The sequence below is a fragment of the Pseudomonas sp. G3-19 genome (assembly GCF_054855875.1).
Genome location: NZ_JBMPIQ010000003.1, coordinates 16847 through 39552, shown reverse-complemented (window position 1 = coordinate 39552; position 22706 = coordinate 16847). Strand labels below are relative to the sequence as shown.

The following is a 22706-nucleotide window of genomic DNA, read 5'->3' as shown; positions in this document are numbered from 1 at the left end:
AAACACCATGAATGCAAAAGTCTGGCTGGTGGGTGCAGGTCCCGGTGATCCCGAACTGCTGACGCTCAAAGCGGTGCGCGCATTGCGTGAAGCGCAGGTGGTGTTGATTGACGATCTGGTCAATGCCGCGGTGCTGGAGCATTGCCCCACCGCGCGAATCATTGCCGTGGGCAAACGCGGCGGCTGTCGCTCGACACCGCAGGCGTTCATCCATCGGCTGATGTTGCGTTATGCGCGCCAAGGCAACTGCGTGGTGCGGCTCAAGGGCGGTGACCCGTGCATTTTCGGTCGTGGCGGCGAAGAGGCGCAGTGGTTACGCGAACGTGGGATTGAGGTCGAGTTGGTCAACGGTATTACCGCCGGACTCGCCGGCGCGACGCAATGCGATATTCCGCTGACGTTGCGCGGTGTGGCGCGCGGGGTGACGCTGGTGACCGCGCACACCCAGGACGACAGTCAATTGAACTGGCAGGCGTTGGCGCGAGGTGGGACGACACTGGTGATTTACATGGGGGTGGCCAAGCTTGGCGAGATTCGCGATCAGCTATTGGCCGGCGGGATGGCGGCAGATACGCCGGTGGCGATGATCGAGAATGCCTCTCTGCCAGAGCAGCGTGAGTGCCGCACTGATCTGATGAGCATGAGTGACGACGCCTGCCGGTTTGAGCTCAAGAGCCCGGCCATACTCGTCATCGGCGCAGTGGCTGCCATTGCAGAGCAAAGGATCGCAGTCTCCGGCAGCTCCCGCAAGGGAACTGTGTACGCCCTGTAAAGCCAAATCGCAGGCAAAGAAAAGCCCGGCCTGAGCCGGGCTTTTCTCGTAGCGGCAGCTAATTACTTAGCTTGAGCTTCAACCTGCGCTTCTACGCGACGGTTAACAGCACGGCCAGCTTCGGTTTTGTTGTCAGCAACTGGGCGGGATTCGCCGTAGCCGATCGACTGAACGCGGGACGACTCAACACCGTACTGCTGGGTCAGAACCTGCTTAACGGCGTTTGCACGACGCTCGGACAGTTTCTGGTTGTAAGCGTCAGGACCGACGGAGTCAGTGTGACCTTCAACAGTGGTGTGAGTGGCTGGGTACTGCTTCATGAAGTCAGCCAGGTTCTTGATGTCAGCGTAGCTGTTTGGCTTGACGACCGACTTGTCGAAGTCGAACTTCACGTCCAGCTCTACACGAACAACTTCAGCAACTGCTGGGCAGCCATCAGCGTCAACAGTTACGTTGGCTGGGGTGTCCGGGCACTTGTCAACGTTGTCGCAAACGCCATCGTTGTCGCTGTCGGAGCAGACTTCAGCCGGAGCTGGAACTGGAGCAGCAGCTGGCTTGCCGCCGCCACCGAAGTTCACACCCAGACCAACCGATGGAGCGTAGTCCCAACGGCCGTTGTCCAGTTTGTAGTCAGCTTCTACGCCAGCACGGGCGAAGAAGTTTTCAGCGAAGTAGTACTTAACGCCAGCGCCAGCAGTCAGGAAAGTCGACTGGTCGCGACCGGTGTGGCCGTCAGCAGCTACGTTGGTCAGGTTGCCGTGCTTAACACCACCTTCAACGTAAGGACGCAGAGCGTCGCCAGCGTTGTTGAAGTGGTACTGAGCGGTCAGACCGAAGTTGTCACCGCGCAGTTTCTGGCTACCGGTACCGTCGTTCGAACGGGTGTGGTTGTTACGATCCCAGCCGAAGTTGATCGAGACGTCGTCGGTCAGGAAGTAACCGATTTTGGCGCCTGGGTTGAAGCCGTCTTCGACATGATCAATGCTGTCGTTGTACTGCTTCTTGTAGTTGATCTCGCCTTCAACTGCGCCTTGGCCTTGTGCCAGTGCGCCGAACGAAGTAGCGGCAATAAGAGAACCAATGGCCAAGCCCAAGGTGTTTTTCAGTTTCATCCGTTAAATCCCCATCTGGTGATTGTGAAGCAGTCCCGCAAACCGGGGGACAACTCGGCGGCAAGTCTATCAGAACTTGCCTACACGTAAGAGATATTTGCGCTGAACTAAGTTTCAGCAATGCCTGCAAATTTCTCACGCAATTTGTCTAGAGCACGTTTGTACCGCATTTTTGTCGCACTCAAACCCATGTGCATGATGTCTGCGATCTCCTGAAACTCCAGCTCTGCGACAAATCGTAGCACCAGAATTTCACGGTCAATCGGGTTCACATACACCAGCCAGCGATCGAGTCCGCCCTTCTCCTCGGGTTTCGGCGCCTTTTCTTCCGACGCTTCTTCCAGCGGGTCCAGACTCAAGGCGTCCATCAAGCGACGCTTTCGCCGTTCCTTCCGATACTGCGTGATGCATTCGTTATACGTGATGCTGTAGAGCCAGGTTTTGAACTTCGATTTCCCCTCGAAGTTCTTCAGGCCGTACAACACCTTAAGCATCACTTCCTGACAGACATCGTCTGCGTCGCGATCGTTCCCAAGATATCTCGCACAAACGTTAAATAATGTTCGCTGGTAACGCCGCATCAGCTCTTCATAGGCGCGCGTCACGTGAAACAGCTCGGTATGCGAGCGCGCGACCAACTCCTCATCAGAGAGCTCACGGGGGTCATAGCGCGTGGATAGCGTTTGGGCTTTATTCAAAACAAGTCGTGCCGACAGTCAGGTCAATGTCCGCCGCACCCCTCTCAGGGCATTTTGCGGCGGCATACATTAGCAGGGTTTGCCGGGTTAGCGGCTACTCACATGCTGTTCCAGCAGGATCCGATTGGAGAGTGAGACTAGCTCACCCTCATCGGTCAGCAATGTGGTTTTAACCGTGCCGATCTCTTCGATCTGGCCTTCGACCTCGCCAACACGCACTTGTTGCCCAACCTGATACAACTCACGCACATAGATTCCCGCAAGAATCTGACCGGCAATTTCCCGGCTTCCCAAACCCATGGCCAGCGCAACGGCCAGACCAACGGTAATCAATACGATGACAATCACATGGTTCAGCAGGTCAGTCTTGACCTCGAGCTGGCTGATCGCGACCGAGATACTGATGATGATCACCAGCCCCTGGGCGATTCGGCCCAAACCCGAAGCGTAGTCCAGCCCTACGCCTTCTGCCGCTCCGCGCACCAGGCCGTTGGCCAATTGCGCGAGCAAAACACCCACCAGCAACACCAGCGCGGCGCCGAAAACCTTCGGCAAATACAAGGCCAGCATGTCCAGCGTAGCTGAAACTCGCTCAAGTCCAAGGGACTCTGCTGCAGAAACCAGGAAAATCAGCAGAACGAACCAGTAAACAATCTTCCCGATCAAGGTTGAGATCGGCACTTGCAGGCCGGCCCGCGACATCAACTTGGTCAGGCCGGTGCCGCCCATCAGGCGATCAAGGCCCAGTTTGGCGAGCAATTTGGACAGCAAGGTATCGAGCAGCTTGGCCACCACGAAACCCAACAGCAGCACCACCAGTGCGCCGAACAGGTTCGGGATGAAGTTGGCGACTTTGGTCCACAACGCAGTCATTGCAGTGACGAGGCTCTGAGTCCAGAGATCAAGTTCCATATTCAATCAGCCTTATCAGCAGTGCGTGCAGTAGTTTTACGAAGACGGGAAACCGGCGAGACGTGGGCCGATCCGTTATTCAGGGCGATCATCAGCGCGGGCAGCCAGCGGCCCAGCAGGCTGAACAGATCACCGGCGCCCACCTGGCGGTTGGCGGTTTTGAGTACGCGACCCAGGCATGCGTCGTCGTCACGGCTGGACGGCGAGGCGTTGAGCATGTCGCGCAAAGACTGTTCAAACGGATCGTGCATACGCACCTCTCGTGATGTCTGTGAAAGACGCGGGCAAATTTGGTCGGGTCACATGTTGCATATTCACACCCAGCGCAAACGGCGGAATAACCACCATTGACCGAAGGCCATCGCCAGCACCGTCAGACAGGCAATCAGGAAACCATAAGGGCTGCTCGAGAACGGAATGCCGCCCACATTGATGCCCAGCAGGCCGGTGAGAAAACTCATCGGCAAAAAGATGCAGGTGATGATGCCGAAGCGGTACATCGTGCGATTCATGCGCACGTTCAAACGCCGGTCTTCGGCCTCCAGCACAAGCCCCATGCGCTCTCGGGTCAATTCCAGCTCTTCCAGATAGCGCGTCAGGCTGTTGTTCAATTCGTTCCAGTAGTCGGCGTCATCGTCGACAAACCACGGCAGTTTTATCCGGGTCAGTTGTCCGAAAATATCCCGCTGCGGTGCCAGAAAACGCTTCAGTCCGGCCGCCCGGCGGCGGATGTGCAAAATCGAGCCATGCTCGGGGGTATACCGTTCGTCGGCATCCAGTTTTTCTTCCTCTTCATCGACCAGTTCCGACAGGCAGGTGACCAGATCCTGCACCTTGTTGGTAAGGAATTGCGCCAGATACAGGATCAGTTCAGATGAGGTTTTCGGGCCTTTGCCTTCGCTTAGCAGCGCCAGCAGCTCATCGGTGGCACGCAGCGGACGCAAACGCAGCGAGATGACCCGTTGCGCCGACGCGAAAATCCGCACCGAGACCATGTCTTCCGGCTCGGCGCCGGGGTTGAGGTTGACCCCGCGCAGAAACAGCAGAAGTTCGGCATCCGGCAACGGCAACAGGCGTGGCCGGGTGTTCTCTTCCAGCAGCAGGTCGCAGGCAAATTCATTCAGGCCGCTGGATTTGCGCAGCCAGGTCTGGGTTTGCGGATGGCTGCGATCCCAATGCAGCCACAGGCTCTCATGGGCCTGCAGTTGCAGATCGTCGAGCTCAGTCCGGGCAATCGAACGCGCACCGCCTTTACCGTCCAGCACCAGGGCATGCACCAGCCCCCACTGCGCGTTTTGTTCCTCGAACATCCGCATCCCTTTGTCGAAAAACTTATTCAGGCATCTGCAGCGGACTTGGCGAAACGATCACGCCGTTGTTGTCCGCATAGATGTAGTGGCCCGGGTGGAACGTCACGCCGGCGAAAGTCACCGGTACGTTGAGATCGCCGATACCGCGCTTTTCGGTTTTCATCGGATGGCTGGCCAACGCCTGAACGCCGAGATCGGTCTGGGCAATAACGTCGACGTCACGGATACAACCGTAGATGACCATCCCTTCCCAGCCGTTTTTCGCGGCTTTCTCGGCGATCATGTCGCCCAGCAGCGCGCGCCGCAGCGAACCGCCGCCATCGACCACCAGCACCTTGCCGTTACCCTTGAGTTCGGCTTGCTCTTTGACCAGCGAGTTATCTTCGAAACATTTGATGGTCACGATTTCGCCGCCGAAGGAATCACGGCCGCCGAAATTGCTGAACATCGGTTCCAGCACCTGCACCAGCTCCGGATAGGCGTCGCACAGGTCAGGCGTGAGGTAATGGTTCATCGAAAAACTCCTGTAAAAAGGAAGACGATCAAGGATGTCGCACTCTTTTGAAACGAGTCCCGGCGGTCGCTGTTTACCTTAGTTCATGCAATGGTCGCTGAACGAACCTGAACAAACGCTGAAACGTAATAGCTAAACAGCCACCAAATATGACCAGAACCGCACAATGCGTCATATCTTAGCCGCAAGGCGACCTGAACGAAATGCCCTTTTCAGAGCCCCGGACTCAGACCGCAGCGGCAAGATCCGGCTTGTCGCCGAGCAACGGCGTCTGCTGATCGTTCAACCAGCGTGCCACCAGCGGCCAGACCTCGGCCTGCGCCGCCTTGCTCACCAACATCTCGACATGCCCGAAGTTGTCGCTGAAGCCCTGCTCGCGCCCCAGATTGACGAACTGTTTGTGCTCGGAGCCGATCTGCTCGAACAGTTTGCGACAGGCCCACGCCGGATCCTGATGATCGCCCGCCGCGGTCACTGCCAGCACCGGCACCTGAACCTCGGCCAGGCCGGCCCACCAGTCCTTGTCCTTGTCGCCAAAACGCCCGAACAAGCCGTACCAGCGCATGCTTTCCAGCGCCAGCCCGATCGGCTCGTCTTCCGGGCCGCGCTTGAGGCGTGAGCCGGACAACTGCGCGAAACGCTTGAGAATGAAGCGCCCGCTCCACTCCACCGGTGGAATCTTCAGCGGCCAGTACGTGCGGCTGACCTGCGTGCCGAAAAACGCCGCCGAGGCCACGGCCGGCTCGCCGAGGTATTCGCCACCCAGCGCCGCCGCCAGCGTGATGCCGCCCAGCGAATGGCCGATCCAGTGCGGCACCTGCCCGCTCTGCTCGCGGACGAACGCGGCAATCGCCGGCAGATCGTAACGGGCGTAGTCGGCTACGCGGTTGCGCCGGTAGTCCTCGTTGCGCTGCGACAGGCCGTGACCGCGCATCTCCGGGATCCACACGTCGAAGCCCAGACGGGTCAGGTACGCACCCAACCCGAGGCCCTTGGGGGAAAACCAGAAGCGCCGATTGGAAAAACTGCCGTGCAACAAAATCACCGGCACGCCGCGTGGTGTCGTGTCGTCGGCCATGCCCAAGCGGGTCACGGCGATTTCCACGGACCAGTCGGGACTGTTGCCGGGTTTGAGTCGATACACATCTTCGCTCAGATCACCGCGACGTTCGGCGCTGATCAGGGCGACAGGAAACAGGTTGCTGCTGCTTTGCATAATGCTCTTGCACAAAAAAGGGCGGCATCTACAGGAGCCCGCCCTACTTCAATCTCAAAGCCCCCGACCTTTGTGGGAGCGGGCTTGCTCGCGAAAGCGGTGTATCAGCCAACATTTGTGGCGGATCTCATTCCGTCTTCGCGAGCAAGCCCGCTCCCACAGGCGTGGATGGCCGTTCACATATGGATCAAGCCTGCGCCTGACCTTCGGCGAGGAAGAACCAGGTTTCCAGCACGGAGTCCGGGTTCAGCGACACGCTTTCGATGCCCTGCTCCATCAGCCACTTGGCCAGATCCGGGTGGTCCGAAGGGCCCTGACCGCAGATGCCGATGTATTTGCCGGCCTTGTTGCACGCGGCAATCGCGTTGGCCAACAGCTTCTTGACCGCCGGATTACGCTCGTCGAACAGGTGCGCGATGATCCCGGAGTCACGGTCCAGGCCCAGTGTCAGCTGAGTCAAGTCGTTGGAACCGATCGAGAAACCGTCGAAGAACTCGAGGAATTCTTCAGCCAGGATCGCGTTGGATGGCAGTTCGCACATCATGATCACGCGCAGGCCGTTGTCGCCACGGGCCAGGCCGTTTTCGGCGAGCAGATCGACCACCTGGCTGGCTTCGCCGAGGGTACGCACGAACGGCACCATGATTTCGACGTTGGTCAGGCCCATCTCGTTGCGCACGCGTTTCAACGCGCGGCATTCGAGTTCGAAGCAGTCACGGAACGATTCGCTGATGTAACGCGAAGCGCCACGGAAGCCGAGCATCGGGTTTTCTTCTTCCGGCTCGTACAGCTTGCCGCCGATCAGGTTGGCGTATTCGTTGGACTTGAAGTCCGACAGACGCACGATGACCTTCTTCGGCCAGAACGCAGCAGCGAGGGTGCTGATGCCTTCCACCAGTTTTTCGACGTAGAAGCCGACCGGATCGTTGTAACCGGCGATGCGCTTGTCGACGCTGTCCTTGATTTCCTGCGGCAGGCCATCGTAGTTCAGCAGCGCTTTCGGGTGGACGCCAATCATGCGGTTGATGATGAATTCCAGACGGGCCAGGCCGACACCGGCGTTCGGCAGCTGCGCGAAATCGAAGGCGCGGTCCGGGTTGCCGACGTTCATCATGATCTTGAACGGCAGCTCCGGCATGGCGTCCACGGAGTTTTTCTTGACGTCGAAGCCCAGCTCGCCTTCGAAGATGTAACCGGTGTCGCCTTCGGCGCAGGACACGGTCACACCCTGACCATCCTTGAGCAGTTGGGTGGCGTTGCCGCAACCCACGACCGCTGGAATCCCCAGTTCACGGGCGATGATCGCCGCGTGGCAGGTACGGCCGCCACGGTTGGTGACGATGGCGCTGGCGCGCTTCATCACCGGCTCCCAGTCCGGGTCGGTCATGTCGGAGACCAGCACGTCGCCGGCCTGGACTTTGTCCATTTCCGAGACGTCCTTGATGATCCGCACTTTGCCGGCGCCAATGCGCTGGCCGATGGCACGACCTTCCACCAGCACGGTGCCGGTTTCTTTCAACAGGTAACGTTCCATGACGTTGGCCTGGGTGCGGCTTTTCACGGTTTCCGGACGGGCCTGCACGATGTACAGCTTGCCGTCGTCACCGTCTTTGGCCCACTCGATGTCCATCGGGCAGCCGTAGTGCTTCTCGATGATCATCGCCTGCTTGGCCAGCTCGCTGACTTCGGCGTCGGTCAGGCAGAAACGCGCGCGTTCAGCCTTGTCGACATCGACGGTCTTCACCGAACGACCGGCCTTGGCCTCGTCGCCGTAGATCATCTTGATCGCCTTGCTGCCGAGGTTGCGGCGCAGGATCGCCGGGCGACCGGCTTCCAGGGTGCCTTTGTGTACATAGAATTCGTCGGGGTTGACCGCGCCTTGAACAACGGTTTCGCCCAGACCGTAGGCGCCGGTGATGAACACCACGTCACGGAAACCGGATTCGGTATCGAGGGTGAACATCACGCCGGCGGTACCGGTTTCCGAACGCACCATGCGCTGCACGCCAGCCGACAGGGCGACCAGTTTGTGGTCGAAGCCCTGGTGCACGCGGTAGGAAATCGCCCGGTCGTTGAACAGCGAAGCGAACACCTCTTTGGCGGCGCGAATAACGTTTTCCACACCACGGATGTTCAGGAAGGTTTCCTGCTGACCGGCGAACGAGGCATCCGGCAAGTCTTCGGCGGTGGCGGAAGAACGCACGGCCACGGCCACGTCAGGGTTACCGGCCGACAGCGCGGCGAACGCGGTGCGGATCTCGGTATTGAGTTTTTCAGGGAATTCGGCGTCCATGATCCATTGACGGATCTGCGCACCGGTCTTGGCCAGTGCATTGACGTCATCGACGTCCAGGGCGTCGAGAGCCTTGTGGATCTGATCGTTGAGGCCGCTCAGTTCGAGAAAGTCGCGATAGGCCTGCGCGGTGGTGGCAAAGCCGCCGGGGACCGACACACCGGCACCCGCCAGGTTGCTGATCATCTCGCCCAGGGATGCGTTCTTGCCCCCCACATGCTCAACATCGTGTTTGCCGAGCTTATCGAGGGAAACTACGTACTCTACCAAGGTGATCTCTCCACTAACTGTGTTGGAAAAGCTCAGAAACCGGCGGCTCGGGGGAGCGTTGGCCGGCTGTATGGCCTGGACCTGGAAAATAAGTGAGAATGCGGGCCAATGGCGGCCGGCAAATCGCGCCTATCATATCCAGAAATACTCTTTAGCTTAAGGCCCAAGGTGCAAATGAAACGATCTGCTTTCTTTATCTCCGATGGCACCGGCATTACCGCCGAAACCCTGGGTCAAAGCCTTCTGGCGCAGTTCGAAAACATTACCTTCACCAAGCTCACGCGGCCGTATATCGACAACGCGGACAAAGCGCGGGCCATGGTACAACAAATCAACAAAGCCGCCGAAACCGACGGCTTCCGTCCGATCATCTTCGACACCATCGTCAATCAGGACATCCGTGAGATTCTCGCAACCTCCAATGGTTTCATGATCGACATTTTCTCGACGTTCCTCGCCCCGCTCGAACAGGAACTGACCGAGCATTCTTCCTACACCGTCGGCAAGTCGCACTCGATCGGCCACAACTCCAATTACATGGAGCGCATCGAGGCGGTGAACTTCGCCCTCGACAACGACGACGGCGCGCGCACCCACTATTACGACAAGGCCGACCTGATACTAGTGGGCGTGTCGCGTTGTGGTAAGACGCCGACGTGTCTGTACATGGCAATGCAATTCGGTATCCGCGCGGCCAACTATCCGCTGACCGAAGACGACATGGAACGCCTGACCCTGCCGACCGCCCTGCGCGCCCATCAGCACAAGCTGTTCGGCCTGACCATCGACCCCGACCGCCTCACCGCGATCCGCAACGAGCGCAAGCCCAACAGCCGCTATTCGAGCTACGCCCAGTGCGAATTCGAAGTGCGCGAAGTGGAAAACCTGTTCCGCCGCGAGAACATCCCGCACATCAACTCCACGCATTTTTCGGTGGAAGAGATTTCGGCGAAGATTCTGGTGGAGAAAGGCGTGGAGCGGCGGTTCAAATAGATTTGTGGCGTCTGTTCCGACGCCTTCGAGCAAGCCCGCGCCCACAGGTTGATCGAGCTCCTCCAGTTGGAATGCGATCGCATGTGAGAGCGGGCTTGCTCGCGAAGAACGATTACACGGTTTCCGTTAATGCCCGCGCCAGAGCCTCGAACCCGGACAGCAACAACCGGTCATCCCCCACCGCATTGCACACACTCGCTCGAATGAACTGCGGCACCGCCGCATGCCCGACCGCAAAGGCCTCGGCGGTGGCCACCAGGTAGTTGTTTTCCTTCAGCTCCGCAGCAATTTGCGATGCGCGCCACAGCTCCGGCACCTCAATCCAGAAGTGCGGGCTATGCGCATCCGCCTTGTAATTGAGCCCCGCCAACACCGGTGCGACCAGCGCCTTGCGCCGGCCGATTTCGCTGATCTGCTCATCCAGCAAACGCTCGGCCATGCCGTTGTCGATCCAGCGGCTCGCCAACTCCATCGCCAGCGGATTGGCCATCCAGCAGGTGCCGCGAATGGCCGCACTCAGGCGCCCGATCAGCGTTTGCGGTGCATGCAGATAACCGACCCGCAGACCGGCTGAAACGGCCTTGCTCAGACTGCCGATCAACACCGCGCGCTCGGCGGCGAAATGGCTCAGCGGCAACGGCCGCTGGCGGGCCAGCACCGCATGCGCGTCGTCTTCGAAAACCAGCAGATGGTGTTGGCGACAGATGTCGGCAATCGCCTCGCGCCGTGGCACCGACATGACTGCCGCCGTCGGGTTTTGAATCGTCGGCGTGCAGTACAGCGCCGAGACGCGATGCTGCCGGCAGACGTCGTCCAGCGCTGCCGGCAGCAGCCCTTCGTCATCCATTGCGACACCGATGAGTTTGATCCCCAACTGGCGCGCGACGCTGATCAGGCCTGGATAGGTCAGATGCTCGGTAACCAACGTGTCGCCGGCCTTGAGCAGGCCCATCAAGGCGCACAGCAAGCCATGCTGGCCGCCATTGACGCACAACACCTGATCGGCGTGCGGCTGGAACGCGCCATGACTCAACCAACGCGCCCCCGCCTGCCGATGCCGCAGCAAACCGCTTTCGACGGTGTAACCGGTCAACTGCTGCAAGCCGCGCGGATCACTGGCGAGGCTGTGCAGGGTCTGGCTCATGAATGCCGCTTCCTGCCCAGGGATCGGCTGATTGCGGCTCATGTCGAAACAGGCGCGCGGCTCATCGCTGACATTGCGAAAGCCCTTGTCCTGCGGCCGCTCCATCCCGCGCTCACGCACATAAGTGCCATCGCCGACCCGGGCCACCACCAGACCGACCCGCTCCAGTTCGCCATAGGCGCGACTGATGGTGCCAATGGTCACGCCCAGACTATCGGCCAACAGCCGGTGCGGCGGCAATTTCGCTCCCGCCGCAATCACGCCTTCGGCGATGGCCTGCTGCACCGCATCCGCCAGGCGCTTGTACTTTACCCCCACCCCGTTGGCGAGGCCATCGCGGAGGATTGACACCATGGCAATACTTACTTTGACAGTCATTGTCGCCCCGAATAGCGTGCTGAAAACAGGTTCAATCAGGGATAGCCCTTTTCAACAACCGGGTCAATTCCTTTGCTGCGGAGCACCCAGCATGTCGACTGCCATCAGCGCACCGCTGAACATCAGCAACCCCTGGCTCGCCGGATTGCTCACCAGCACGTTGTTTCTGATCGTCTGCCTGAGCTGGGGCACCACGTGGCTGGGGATCAGGATTGCCGTGGAAAGCGTGCCGCCACTGACCGCCGCGGGCCTGCGCTTTCTGATCGCCTTTCCGCTGTTCCTGAGCTTCGCCGCACTGCGCAGGGAACCGCTGTTGTTCCCGCGACAGAGCCGCTGGTTTTTCGTGTTCGTCACGCTGTCGTACTTCAGCCTGCCGTACTACCTACTCAACTACGGCGAGATGCACGTTTCGTCCGGTCTGACAGCGCTGCTGTTCAGTTGCATGCCGGTGTTTATCCTGATGTTTTCCGCGCTGTTCCTGCGCGAGAAAATCCTCCCCACACAGATGCTCGGTATCGCCATCGGTTTCGCCAGTCTGTTCATGATCATTCGCAGCCAGGGCCTGCATCTGGATCAGGCGGAATGGCTCGGCGTATTGGCGATTCTGTGCGCGGCGATCCTGCATGCGCTGTGTTACGTGGTGACTAAAAAGCACGGCAGCGCGATCAGCGTGATCACCTACAACACCCTGCCGATCGGCATCGCCGGGCTGATGTTATTTATTGTCGGCTTGAACGTGGAAGCACCGGTATTCAAGGACGTGACCGCGCGCTCATGGGGCGCTCTGCTGTACCTCGGACTGGTGGCGTCAGTGGGCGGCTTTATCGTGTATTTCATCCTGCTCAAACGCCTCAGCCCGGTGCTGTTGTCGTTCGTGTTCATCATCTTCCCGGTATTCGCCCTGCTCATCGGCGCCTGGTACGAAGGCACGCCGATCTCGCGGGACCTGATGCTGTACTCGGCAATCCTGCTCGCCGGTTTCGCGATCACCAAGCTACCGCTCAAACGCTGAAAGCCCACGACCCGACGTGAGCACAAGGGCTCACACACCACTCAACTTTGAACATCGGAGGTTCAAATGTCGGTACACACCATGGAAACCCTCAGCCTGTTTAACAGCGAACCCTACCGGCGCGCCTTTGGTGCCCGCGTCATCGCAGTGGTCGATCAGGCCGTCGTGCTGGAACACACCCTTTTCTACCCAACCGGTGGCGGGCAGCCGGGTGACACCGGGCATTTCAGTCTGGTGGATGGTACGCGGATCGAAGTCACCGGGACGGTGCGCGATCCCCTGCTGCCGTCGATCATCTGGCATCAGGTGCAGGAGTGTCCGCCGCAGTTGTGTACCGGCGCATTGGTCAACGCCAGTCTCGACTGGGAGCGGCGCTATCAGCACATGAAGATGCATACCTGCCTGCATCTGCTCGGTGCGCTGATCAATGCGCCAGTCACCGGGTGCAGCATCAGCGCCGACAAGGGCCGACTGGATTTCGATCTGCCGGAAATGACCCTCGACAAGGACAGCATCACCCGCGACCTCAACACGCTGATCGAACAGGCCTGCACGGTCAATACCCTGTCGATGCCGGCCGCCGAGTACCCCGCCTTGCTGGAGAGGACCGGCAGCAAGACGGTCAAGCCGCCCGTCATTCAGGGTGACTTGCGCATGGTCGAGGTCAGCGGCGTCGACATCCAGCCCTGTGGCGGCACCCATGTGCACAACACCCGGGAAATCGGCCGGGTGTATTGCGAAAAAATCGAGAAGAAAAGCCGCAACAATCGCCGGGTAATCCTGCGTTTCGCGTAGGCGGACGGGCATTTACCGGATGAAAGTTTCTTCACTCAAAACAGACACGGTCTTTACGTCTTTGTAACATCTGGAAATATACAATCCGCGCAAGCAGCGCATCCGGTTCCCAAACCGGATGCGCCAGCCCTCCTGGCCTGATGAATTCAGCGGGCCCGCAACATTCACCTCCCACTTGAACCTGAAGAACGAGCATCCGCTCACTCGGTGGGTCGTGCAGACAGAAGCTACGCTCAGACTGCCGCGCCCCCTTGGACACCGCTGGAATCACTGCGTATGAAGAAAGTGTTCCGTCACTACATCCCGGCCACGACCCGGCGCTTGCTGCCCAATCGCTGGGATCTGATCGCCATGCCGCTGGTGATCGGCTTCTTGCTGTTTTTCTCGATCACCGCCCGGGAAACCTGGGCGCCAATCGCCACCTTGCAGAGCGAAGTGATTTCCCTCGATCCGGGCAACCTGCCGGAATACGCCATGCGGACCACCCTGCGCATGCTCGCGGCGATGGTCGCGGCGCTGGTGTTCACCCTGCTTTACGGCACCCTGGCCGCGAAAAGCCGTCGCGCCGAAAAACTGCTGGTGCCGGTGCTGGACATCCTGCAATCGGTGCCGGTGCTGGGCTACATCTCGTTCACCGTGACCTTCTTTCTGCTGTTGTTTCCCGGCCGGGTACTCGGGGCGGAATTCGCCGCGATCTTTGCGATTTTCACCAGTCAGGCGTGGAACATGACGTTCAGCTTCTACCAGTCGCTGCGCATGCTGCCGCGGGATCTGGTGGAGGTGTCGACCAACCTGCAACTGTCCGGCTGGCAGAGTTTCTGGAAACTCGACGTGCCTTTCGCCATGCCCGGGCTGGTGTGGAACATGATGATGAGCATGTCCGGCGGCTGGTTCTTCGTGGTGGCGTCGGAAGCAATCACGGTGGGGGACCAGACCATCACCCTGCCGGGTATCGGCTCGTATCTGGCCATGGCCATCGCGCAGAAAGACCTGCACGCGGTGGGTTACGTGATCATGACGATGATCGTGGTGATCCTGATCTACGACCAGTTCCTGTTCCGCCCGCTGGTGGCCTGGGCCGACAAGTTCCGCATGGAAAACACCGCCTCGCAGACCGCCGCGCCCGAATCCTGGGTACTGAACCTGATCCAGCGCACCCGCTTGATCCAGCGCCTGCTGCGCCCGTTCAGCCGCGCCATCAGCCGGCTGGGCAACATGCGCTTGAACCTGCCGCGCGCGGCGCGCCACACCCTCAGCGCGGACAACCCGAGCAGAGCGAAAATGATCGACTGGATCTGGGGCACATTGATCGCGCTGCTCACGGCTTATGCGCTTTATCACATCGTCCTGTATGTCGGCACAGAAGTGACGCTCGCCGAGGTCGGCCATGTATTGCTGCTGGGGTTCTTCACCTTGCTGCGAGTGGCCGGTCTGATTCTCATTGCTTCGCTGATCTGGGTGCCGCTGGGAGTGATGATCGGCCTGCGTCCGGCGCTGGCGGAAAAGATCCAGCCGCTGGCGCAGTTCCTCGCGGCATTTCCGGCGAACTTGCTGTTCCCGGTATTCGTCATCGTGATCCTGCGCTACCAGTTGAACCCGGACATCTGGCTCAGCCCGCTGATCGTGCTCGGCACGCAGTGGTACATCCTGTTCAACGTGATCGCCGGAGCCAGCGCCTTCCCCAATGACTACAAGGAGGCCGCCGCCAACTTCCGCATTCGCGGCTGGTTGTGGTGGCGCAAAGTCATGCTGCCGGGCATTTTCCCGTACTACGTGACCGGCGCCATTACCGCCTCGGGCGGTGCGTGGAACGCCAGCATCGTTTCCGAATTCGTCTCCTGGGGGCAGGACAAAGTCGTTGCCCACGGTCTCGGGGCCTATATCGCCCAGACCACCGCCGCCGGAGATTTTCCGAAAATCACCCTCGGCGTGGTGGTCATGGCGATCTTTGTCGTGGCCTTCAATCGTCTGGTCTGGCGACCGATGTACGCCGTGGCCGAAAACAAACTGCGCCTGAACTGATGGGACTCGCTGCGATGAATACCTATACCGGACAAACCGCCGCCAGCCCCGAAATCTACTCGCTCAGCGATGTGAACCGGGTGTTTGGCAAGGGCAAGGAAGAACTGCAAGTGCTCAGCGGGGTCGATCTGACCCTGCGCGAAGGCGAGATCGTCGGCATGCTCGGCCGCTCCGGCTCCGGCAAATCCACCTTGCTGCGGATCATTGCCGGCCTGATCGAACCGTCATCGGGCGATGTCCTGTACAACGGCCAGCCGCTGCACGGCCCGGCCGAAGGTGTGGCGATGGTGTTCCAGACCTTCGCCCTGTTCCCGTGGCTGACGGTGCTGGAAAACGTCGAGGCCGGCCTGCAAGCCTTGCAGGTCGAACGCAAGGCTGCGCGTAAACGGGCGCTGGCGGCGATCGACCTGATCGGCCTCGACGGTTTCGAAAACGCCTACCCGCGCGAGTTGTCCGGCGGCATGCGCCAGCGCGTGGGCTTCGCGCGTGCGCTGGTGGTCAACCCGACCCTGTTGCTGATGGACGAACCCTTTTCGGCACTGGACGTACTGACCGCCGAAACCCTGCGCACGGATCTGCTGGACCTGTGGAGCGGCAAGCAACTGCCGATCAAATCGATCCTGATCGTCACCCACAACATCGAAGAAGCGGTGCTGATGTGCGACCGCATTCTGGTGTTGTCGTCCAACCCGGGACGGGTGGTGGCGGAAATCAAAGTGCCGTTCGCCCATCCACGCAACCGCCTGGATCCGGCTTTCCGGCAGATGGTCGACGACATTTACGCGCAGATGACTGACCGGCGCAGCGCCGATGCCAGCGCCGGCAAACCCGAGCTGAAAATGAGCAGTCCGCTGCCTGAGGTCTCGACCAACCTGATGGCCGGTCTGATCGAAACCATCGCCGCCGAACCCTACAACGGCCACGCCGGCCTGCCCACCGTGGCCGAACGGCGTCTGCTGGAAGTCGATGACCTGTTCCCCGTGGCCGAGATGATCGAGCACCTCGGTTTCGCTGAACTCAAAGGCGCCGACATCACCCTGACCGACGCCGGCAAACTGTTCGCCGACTACGGCACCCAGGAGCGCAAAACCCTGTTTGCCGAGCACCTGATTCGCCACGTGCCGCTGGCCGCGCGCATCCGTCAGGTACTACTGGAGCGCAATGGTCACCGCGCGCCACGGGTGCGTTTCGAGCAGGAACTGCAGGACTCGCTGACCGAAGCGTTCGTCGAGAGAACCCTGGAAGTGGTGATCGCCTGGGGTCGTTATGCGGAGATTTTCTCCTACGACGACCACACCGAAACCTTCAGCCTGGAGGATGTCGAGGGCAGCCTGTAGCCCGCGACACCTCTGGCGTTGGCCTAGATCACGAACAGGTCGACGAAGCGATTGACCGGCGTGGCTTCGAGCGCTTGCTGATCCTTGCACAGGGTGAAGATCTCGTTGCTGCGCTGGCCGGTGAAACGCGTCGCCAGGTTGGCCTTGAACTTGTCCTCCAGCAACGGGATGCCATCGGCGCGGCGGCGACGGTGGCCGATCGGGTATTCCACCACCACGTTCTCGGTGCTCGAGCCATCCTTGAAAAACACCTGCACCGCGTTGGCAATCGAGCGCTTGTCGGCCTCCAGATACTCGCGGGTGAAACGCGGGTCTTCGACGATGACCATTTTCTCGCGCAGCACATCGATGATCGGGTGCGCGGCGTGGAAATCGTCCTCGTATTGCTCGGCCAGCAGATTGCCGAATGCCAGCGGCACGGCGGTCATGTACTGGAGGCAGTGGTCGCGGTCGGCGGCGTTGGCCAACGGTCCGACCTTGGAAATGATGCGAATCGCCGACTCATGGGTGGTGATGACGATGCGGTCGATTTCATGCAAGCGGTTGCGCACCAACGGATGCAAGGTCACCGCCGCTTCGCAGGCCGTTTGCGCATGGAATTCAGCGGGGAAGCTGATCTTGAACAGCACGTTTTCCATCACGTAACTGCCGTAGGGCCGCGAGAAACTGAAGGCACGTTTGCCTTCGGGCTTGAGCGCCAGATCGTTATTGGTATGGCTGAACGATACGTCGTAGAAGCCCCACTGCCTGGCCGTCAACACCCCGGGAATACCCATCTCGCCACGCAGGGCAATGTCGGCCAGACGCACTCCGCGGCTGGTCGCATCACCCGCCGCCCAGGATTTACGCGATCCGGCGTTCGGCGCATGGCGATAGGTGCGCAGCGCCTGACCATCGGCGAAGGCATGGGACAACGCCGACAGCAGTTGCTCGCGATTGGCCCCCCTCAGTTTGGCGGTGACGGCGGTCGAAGCGACTTTCACCAGCAGCACGTGGTCTAGGCCGACGCGGTTGAACGAGTTTTCCAGAGCGATCACGCCTTGAATTTCGTGGGCCATGATCATCGCTTCAAGTACATCGCGAATCGTCAGCGGCTTCTCACCATTGGCAACGCGCTTTTGCGACAGGTGATCGGCCACCGCGAGAATTCCGCCGAGGTTGTCCGACGGATGCCCCCACTCGGCGGCGAGCCAGGTGTCGTTGTAGTCGAGCCAGCGCACAATGCAGCCGATGTCCCACGCGGCTTTCACCGGGTCGAGGCGATAGGAAGTGCCCGGCACCCGCGCCCCGAACGGCACGACGGTGCCCTCGACGATGGGGCCAAGGTGCTTGGTGCATTCGGGAAAACGCAACGCCAGCAGGCCACAGCCGAGGGTATCCATCAGGCAGTTGCGGGCGGTGTCGAGGGCTTCGGCAGATTCGACGTTGAAGGTGAGGACGTAATCGGCGATGTCCTGCAGGACACGGTCGTAGTCGGGGCGGTTGTTCTGGTCGACGTTGGCGCTCATTGCGGTTCTCCTGGTGGGGAATGATGAGTGGGGTGGTCTTCCTCAGGGGCTGGTTGGTTTTTTGTTCAGAGCAGATCGTGGTGTCTGCTTTGTGATGTTTCGTCAGTGGATTGTTTCCCTCACCCTGGCCCTCTCCCGGAGGGAGAGGGAACCGACCGGGTGATATTCAACACATACGTCGACCTGAAAGCTCTTCCGTGAATCCATAATCGCCAAGATGCTTCAGGTCGCAGGACATCCAATTACAACTCGGTCTGCTCCCTCTCCCTCCGGGAGAGGCTAGGGTGATATTCAACACATACGTCGACCTGAAAGCTCTCCCGTGAATCCATAATCGCCAAGATGCTTCAGGTCGCAGGACATCCAATTACAACTCGGTCTGCTCCCTCTCCCTCCGGGAGAGGCTAGGGTGATATTCAACACATACGTCGACCTGAAAGCTCTCCCGTGAATCCATAATCGCCAAGATGCTTCAGGTCGCAGGACATCCAATTACAACTCGGTCTGCTCCCTCTCCCTCCGGGAGAGGGTTGGGGTGAGGGCATCGATACTGGATCAGAAAGAGTCGCCAGGGATACGGACGAAACCTTCCATGAGGACGCGCGCACTGCGGCTCATGATGGCCTTTTTCACTACCCACTCACCGTTTTCCAGACTGGCCTCGGCGCCTACGCGCAGCGTCCCGGACGGATGGCCGAAGCGCACAGCATTGCGCTCGACACCGCCCGCCGCGAGATTCACCAGAGTCCCGGAAATCGCCGCCGCCGTGCCGATTGCCACCGCCGCCGTACCCATCATCGCGTGGTGCAACTTGCCCATCGACAACGCACGCACCAGCAGATCCACATCAGCGGCAGCAATCGCCTTGCCGCTGGATGCGATGTAATCCGCAGGCTTGGCGACAAACGCCACTTTCGGCGTGTGCTGTCGCTTGGCCGCTTCGTCCAGATTCGCAATCAGGCCCATGCGCAATGCACCGTAGGCGCGGATGGTTTCGAACATCTGCAGGGCTTTCGGGTCGCTGTTGATCGCGCTTTGCAGCTCGGTGCCGGTGTAGCCGATATCTTCGGCGTTGACGAAAATCGTCGGAATCCCCGCGTTGATCATGGTCGCCTTGAACGTGCCGACACCCGGCACTTCCAGCTCGTCGATCAGGTTACCGGTGGGGAACATCGAACCGCCGCCCTCTTCTTCCGCTGCCGGGTCCATGAACTCCAGTTGCACTTCGGCGGCCGGAAAGGTCACGCCGTCGAGTTCGAAATCACCGGTTTCCTGCACTTCGCCGTTGGTGATCGGCACGTGGGCGATGATGGTCTTGCCGATATTGGCCTGCCACACGCGCACCACCGCCACGCCGTTGTGCGGAATGCGGCTGGCCTCCACCAGACCGTTGCTGATGGCGAACGAACCGACCGCTGCCGAGAGATTGCCGCAGTTGCCGCTCCAGTCGACGAACGGCTTGTCGATGGACACCTGACCGAACAGGTAATCGACGTCGTGATCGGCCTTGCTGCTTTTCGACAGGATCACGGTTTTGCTGGTACTTGAGGTGGCACCACCCATGCCGTCGATCTGTTTGTCGTACGGGTCGGGGCTGCCGATCACCCGCAGCAGCAAAGCATCGCGGGCGGGGCCGGGAACCTGCGCGGCTTCGGGCAGATCCTTGAGGCTGAAGAACACGCCTTTGCTGGTGCCGCCGCGCATGTATGTGGCGGGGATTTTGATCTGCGGTGCGAAATGAGCTGCGTGAGCCATGGTGCTCCTTATCCGCAAACGCGGGTCAACCGACCCGCGCTCGCACTACGTGATTTAAACGGCAACAGCCGACTCTTCGAGGAAGTCCTGGGCGAAGCGCTGCAACACGCCGCCGGCCTCGTAGATCGACACTTCTTCAGCGGTATCCAGGCGGCAGGTCACCGGCACTTCAACGCGCTCGCCGTTCTTGCGGTGGATCACCAGCGTCAGGTCGGCGCGCGGGGTGCGGGCGCCGATCACGTCGTAGGTTTCGCTGCCGTCGATGGCCAGCGTGTGACGGTCGGTGCCCGGTTTGAACTCCAGCGGCAATACGCCCATGCCCACCAGATTGGTGCGGTGGATACGCTCGAAACCTTCGGCGACGATCGCTTCGACACCCGCCAGCCGCACGCCCTTCGCCGCCCAGTCGCGGGACGAACCCTGACCGTAATCGGCGCCGGCAATGATGATCAGCGGCTGCTTGCGCTCCATGTAGGTTTCGATGGCTTCCCACATGCGCATCACCTGGCCTTCCGGCTCGACCCGCGCCAGCGAACCCTGTTTGACCTTGCCGTTTTCCTGGACCATTTCGTTGAACAGTTTCGGGTTGGCGAAGGTTGCACGCTGCGCGGTCAAGTGGTCGCCACGGTGCGTGGCGTAGGAGTTGAAGTCCTCTTCCGGCAGGCCCATTTTCGCCAGATATTCACCGGCGGCGCTGTCGAGCATGATCGCGTTCGAGGGCGACAGGTGATCGGTGGTGATGTTGTCCGGGAGCACCGCCAGCGGGCGCATGCCCTTGAGCGGCCGCGCGCCGGCCAGCGCACCTTCCCAATACGGCGGACGGCGGATGTAGGTACTCATCTCGCGCCAGTCGTACAGCGGCGTGACTTTCGGGCCGGTGTCTTCGTGGACGGCGAACATCGGGATGTAGACCTGACGGAACTGCTCCGGCTTGACCGACGACTTCACCACCGCGTCAATTTCTTCGTCGCTCGGCCAGATGTCTTTCAGGCGGATTTCCTTGCCGTCGACCACGCCCAGCACATCTTTCTCAATGTCGAAACGGATGGTGCCGGCGATGGCGTAAGCGACCACCAGCGGCGGCGACGCGAGGAATGCCTGCTTGGCGTAGGGGTGGATGCGGCCGTCGAAGTTGCGGTTGCCGGAAAGCACGGCAGTCGCATACAGATCGCGGTCGATGATCTCTTGCTGAATCAGCGGATCAAGTGCGCCGGACATGCCGTTGCAGGTGGTGCAGGCAAACGCGACGACACCGAAACCAAGTTGCTCCAGCTCGGTGGTCAGCCCCGCTTCATCGAGGTACAGCGCCACGGTTTTCGAACCCGGCGCCAGCGAAGATTTGACCCACGGCTTGCGGGTCAGGCCAAGCTTGTTGGCATTACGCGCCAAGAGGCCGGCGGCGATCACGTTGCGCGGGTTGCTGGTGTTGGTGCAGCTGGTGATGGCGGCGATGATCACCGCGCCGTCGGGCATTTGCCCCGGCACGTCATCCCACTGCCCGGAGATGCCTTTGGCCGCCAGATCCGCTACCGCCACACGGGCGTGCGGATTGCTCGGGCCGGCCATGTTGCGCACCACCGACGACAGATCGAAAGTCAGGCCACGCTCGTATTGCGCGCCTTTCAGGCTGTCGGCCCACAGGCCGTTGAGCCTGGCGTACTGCTCGACGAGCTGCACTTGCTGGTCTTCGCGGCCAGTGAGTTTCAGGTAGTCGATGGTCTGCTGATCGATGTAGAACATCGCCGCGGTGGCGCCGTATTCCGGGGCCATGTTGGAGATGGTCGCGCGGTCGCCGAGGGTCAGCGCGGACGCGCCTTCGCCAAAGAACTCCAGCCAGGCGCCGACGACTTTCTGTTTGCGCAGGTATTCGGTCAGCGCCAGCACCATGTCGGTGGCGGTGATGCCGGGTTGCAGCTTGCCGGTCAGTTCGACGCCGACGCTCTCCGGCAGGCGCATCCACGAGGCGCGGCCGAGCATCACGCTCTCGGCTTCGAGGCCACCGACGCCGATGGCGATCACGCCCAGCGCATCGACGTGCGGGGTGTGGCTGTCGGTGCCGACGCAAGTGTCGGGGAACGCCACGCCGTCGCGCACCTGGATCACCGGAGACATTTTCTCCAGGTTGATCTGGTGCATGATGCCGTTGCCCGGCGGGATCACGTCGACGTTTTTGAAGGCCTTTTTGGTCCAGTTGATGAAGTGGAAACGGTCTTCGTTGCGCCGGTCTTCGATGGCGCGGTTCTTCTCGAACGCCTGCTTGTCGAAACCGCCCGCTTCCACCGCCAGCGAGTGGTCGACGATCAGTTGCGTCGGCACCACCGGGTTGACCTGCGCCGGGTCACCGCCCTGCAGGGCGATCGCGTCACGCAGGCCGGCGAGGTCGACCAGTGCGGTCTGGCCGAGAATGTCGTGGCACACCACGCGTGCCGGGAACCACGGGAAGTCGAGGTCGCGTTTGCGCTCGATCAGTTGTTTCAGCGAATCGCTGAGCGTGGCCGGGTCGCAGCGACGCACGAGGTTTTCCGCCAGCACGCGGGAGGTGTACGGCAGGGTGTCGTAGCTGCCGGGCTGAATCGCCTCGACCGCCGCACGGACGTCGAAATAATCCAGGGAACTGCCGGGCAGGTTTTTGCGGAATGCTGTGTTCATCGGGTCAGGACTCGGG

The 22706-nt window shown here is 60.5% G+C and carries 18 protein-coding genes; 6 read left to right on the top strand and 12 right to left on the bottom strand.

The genetic code is table 11. The features are described 5' to 3' along the window. Positions 1 to 7 precede the first annotated feature (7 nt). Positions 8 to 772, top strand: a complete 765-nt coding sequence (cobA, locus tag ACOYXI_RS00500; protein ID WP_134785851.1) for a uroporphyrinogen-III C-methyltransferase — start codon at positions 8 to 10, stop codon at positions 770 to 772. 62 nt (positions 773 to 834) lie between these two features. On the opposite strand, the gene ACOYXI_RS00495 is transcribed toward cobA, so the two are convergent. The 8 genes from ACOYXI_RS00495 to ppsA form a co-directional block, all read right to left on the bottom strand. Next, complete coding sequence (locus tag ACOYXI_RS00495; protein ID WP_027613290.1) at positions 835 to 1884, bottom strand: OmpA family protein; 1050 nt, start codon at positions 1882 to 1884, stop codon at positions 835 to 837. A 107-nt stretch (positions 1885 to 1991) separates the two neighbouring features. Then, positions 1992 to 2582: an RNA polymerase sigma factor SigX gene (gene sigX, locus ACOYXI_RS00490; RefSeq protein ID WP_011333251.1), complete on the bottom strand. Its 591-nt coding sequence runs from the start codon at positions 2580 to 2582 to the stop codon at positions 1992 to 1994. Positions 2583 to 2669: 87 nt separating this feature from the next. After that, positions 2670 to 3494, bottom strand: coding sequence for a mechanosensitive ion channel family protein (locus ACOYXI_RS00485; protein WP_007916401.1), 825 nt, complete (start codon positions 3492 to 3494; stop codon positions 2670 to 2672). 2 nt (positions 3495 to 3496) lie between these two features. Beyond that, positions 3497 to 3745 (bottom strand): hypothetical protein, encoded by a 249-nt coding sequence (locus ACOYXI_RS00480; RefSeq protein ID WP_003223293.1) that lies wholly within the window; start codon positions 3743 to 3745, stop codon positions 3497 to 3499. Between the two features lie 63 nt (positions 3746 to 3808). Then, positions 3809 to 4804, bottom strand: a complete 996-nt coding sequence (locus ACOYXI_RS00475) for a zinc transporter ZntB (protein ID WP_225138134.1) — start codon at positions 4802 to 4804, stop codon at positions 3809 to 3811. Positions 4805 to 4826: 22 nt separating this feature from the next. Further along, complete coding sequence (gene rraA / locus ACOYXI_RS00470; RefSeq protein WP_098967958.1) at positions 4827 to 5318, bottom strand: ribonuclease E activity regulator RraA; 492 nt, start codon at positions 5316 to 5318, stop codon at positions 4827 to 4829. Between the two features lie 226 nt (positions 5319 to 5544). Then, positions 5545 to 6534 carry an alpha/beta fold hydrolase gene (locus ACOYXI_RS00465; RefSeq protein ID WP_027613293.1) on the bottom strand — a complete coding sequence of 330 codons (990 nt, stop codon included), beginning with the start codon at positions 6532 to 6534 and terminating at the stop codon, positions 5545 to 5547. 187 nt (positions 6535 to 6721) lie between these two features. Next, the gene (gene ppsA, locus ACOYXI_RS00460; protein ID WP_096797095.1) at positions 6722 to 9097 is read right to left on the bottom strand and encodes a phosphoenolpyruvate synthase; all 2376 of its coding nucleotides are present in this window, start codon (positions 9095 to 9097) and stop codon (positions 6722 to 6724) included. 174 nt (positions 9098 to 9271) lie between these two features. On the opposite strand from ppsA, the gene ppsR reads away from it, so the two are divergent. Further along, on the top strand, positions 9272 to 10090 hold the full coding sequence (gene ppsR, locus ACOYXI_RS00455) for a posphoenolpyruvate synthetase regulatory kinase/phosphorylase PpsR (RefSeq protein WP_007960912.1): 819 nt from the start codon (positions 9272 to 9274) through the stop codon (positions 10088 to 10090). Positions 10091 to 10202: 112 nt separating this feature from the next. On the opposite strand, the gene ACOYXI_RS00450 is transcribed toward ppsR, so the two are convergent. Then, complete coding sequence (locus tag ACOYXI_RS00450) at positions 10203 to 11612, bottom strand: aminotransferase-like domain-containing protein (RefSeq protein ID WP_461674113.1); 1410 nt, start codon at positions 11610 to 11612, stop codon at positions 10203 to 10205. Positions 11613 to 11703: 91 nt separating this feature from the next. Between ACOYXI_RS00450 and ACOYXI_RS00445 the strand changes: the two genes are divergently transcribed. The 4 genes from ACOYXI_RS00445 (at position 11704) to ACOYXI_RS00430 (ending at position 16778) form a co-directional block, all read left to right on the top strand. Further along, positions 11704 to 12624: a DMT family transporter gene (locus ACOYXI_RS00445; RefSeq protein ID WP_098967954.1), complete on the top strand. Its 921-nt coding sequence runs from the start codon at positions 11704 to 11706 to the stop codon at positions 12622 to 12624. 66 nt (positions 12625 to 12690) lie between these two features. After that, the gene (locus ACOYXI_RS00440) at positions 12691 to 13419 is read left to right on the top strand and encodes an alanyl-tRNA editing protein (RefSeq protein ID WP_210557452.1); all 729 of its coding nucleotides are present in this window, start codon (positions 12691 to 12693) and stop codon (positions 13417 to 13419) included. Between the two features lie 276 nt (positions 13420 to 13695). After that, positions 13696 to 15441 carry an ABC transporter permease gene (locus ACOYXI_RS00435; RefSeq protein WP_461674112.1) on the top strand — a complete coding sequence of 582 codons (1746 nt, stop codon included), beginning with the start codon at positions 13696 to 13698 and terminating at the stop codon, positions 15439 to 15441. Positions 15442 to 15455: 14 nt separating this feature from the next. After that, a complete protein-coding gene (locus tag ACOYXI_RS00430) occupies positions 15456 to 16778 on the top strand; it encodes an ABC transporter ATP-binding protein (RefSeq protein WP_134785845.1) in 1323 nt (440 codons plus the stop codon). 23 nt (positions 16779 to 16801) lie between these two features. Here the strand turns inward: ACOYXI_RS00430 and prpD are convergent, their stop codons facing one another. The 3 genes from prpD to acnD all read right to left on the bottom strand — a co-directional run bounded on the left by prpD (position 16802) and on the right by acnD (position 22690). Next, positions 16802 to 18286 carry a 2-methylcitrate dehydratase gene (prpD, locus tag ACOYXI_RS00425; protein WP_210557450.1) on the bottom strand — a complete coding sequence of 495 codons (1485 nt, stop codon included), beginning with the start codon at positions 18284 to 18286 and terminating at the stop codon, positions 16802 to 16804. A 555-nt stretch (positions 18287 to 18841) separates the two neighbouring features. Then, positions 18842 to 20041 (bottom strand): 2-methylaconitate cis-trans isomerase PrpF, encoded by a 1200-nt coding sequence (gene prpF, locus ACOYXI_RS00420; RefSeq protein WP_461674111.1) that lies wholly within the window; start codon positions 20039 to 20041, stop codon positions 18842 to 18844. Between the two features lie 54 nt (positions 20042 to 20095). Then, positions 20096 to 22690, bottom strand: coding sequence for a Fe/S-dependent 2-methylisocitrate dehydratase AcnD (acnD, locus tag ACOYXI_RS00415; RefSeq protein WP_461674110.1), 2595 nt, complete (start codon positions 22688 to 22690; stop codon positions 20096 to 20098). Between the last annotated feature and the right edge of the window lie 16 nt (positions 22691 to 22706).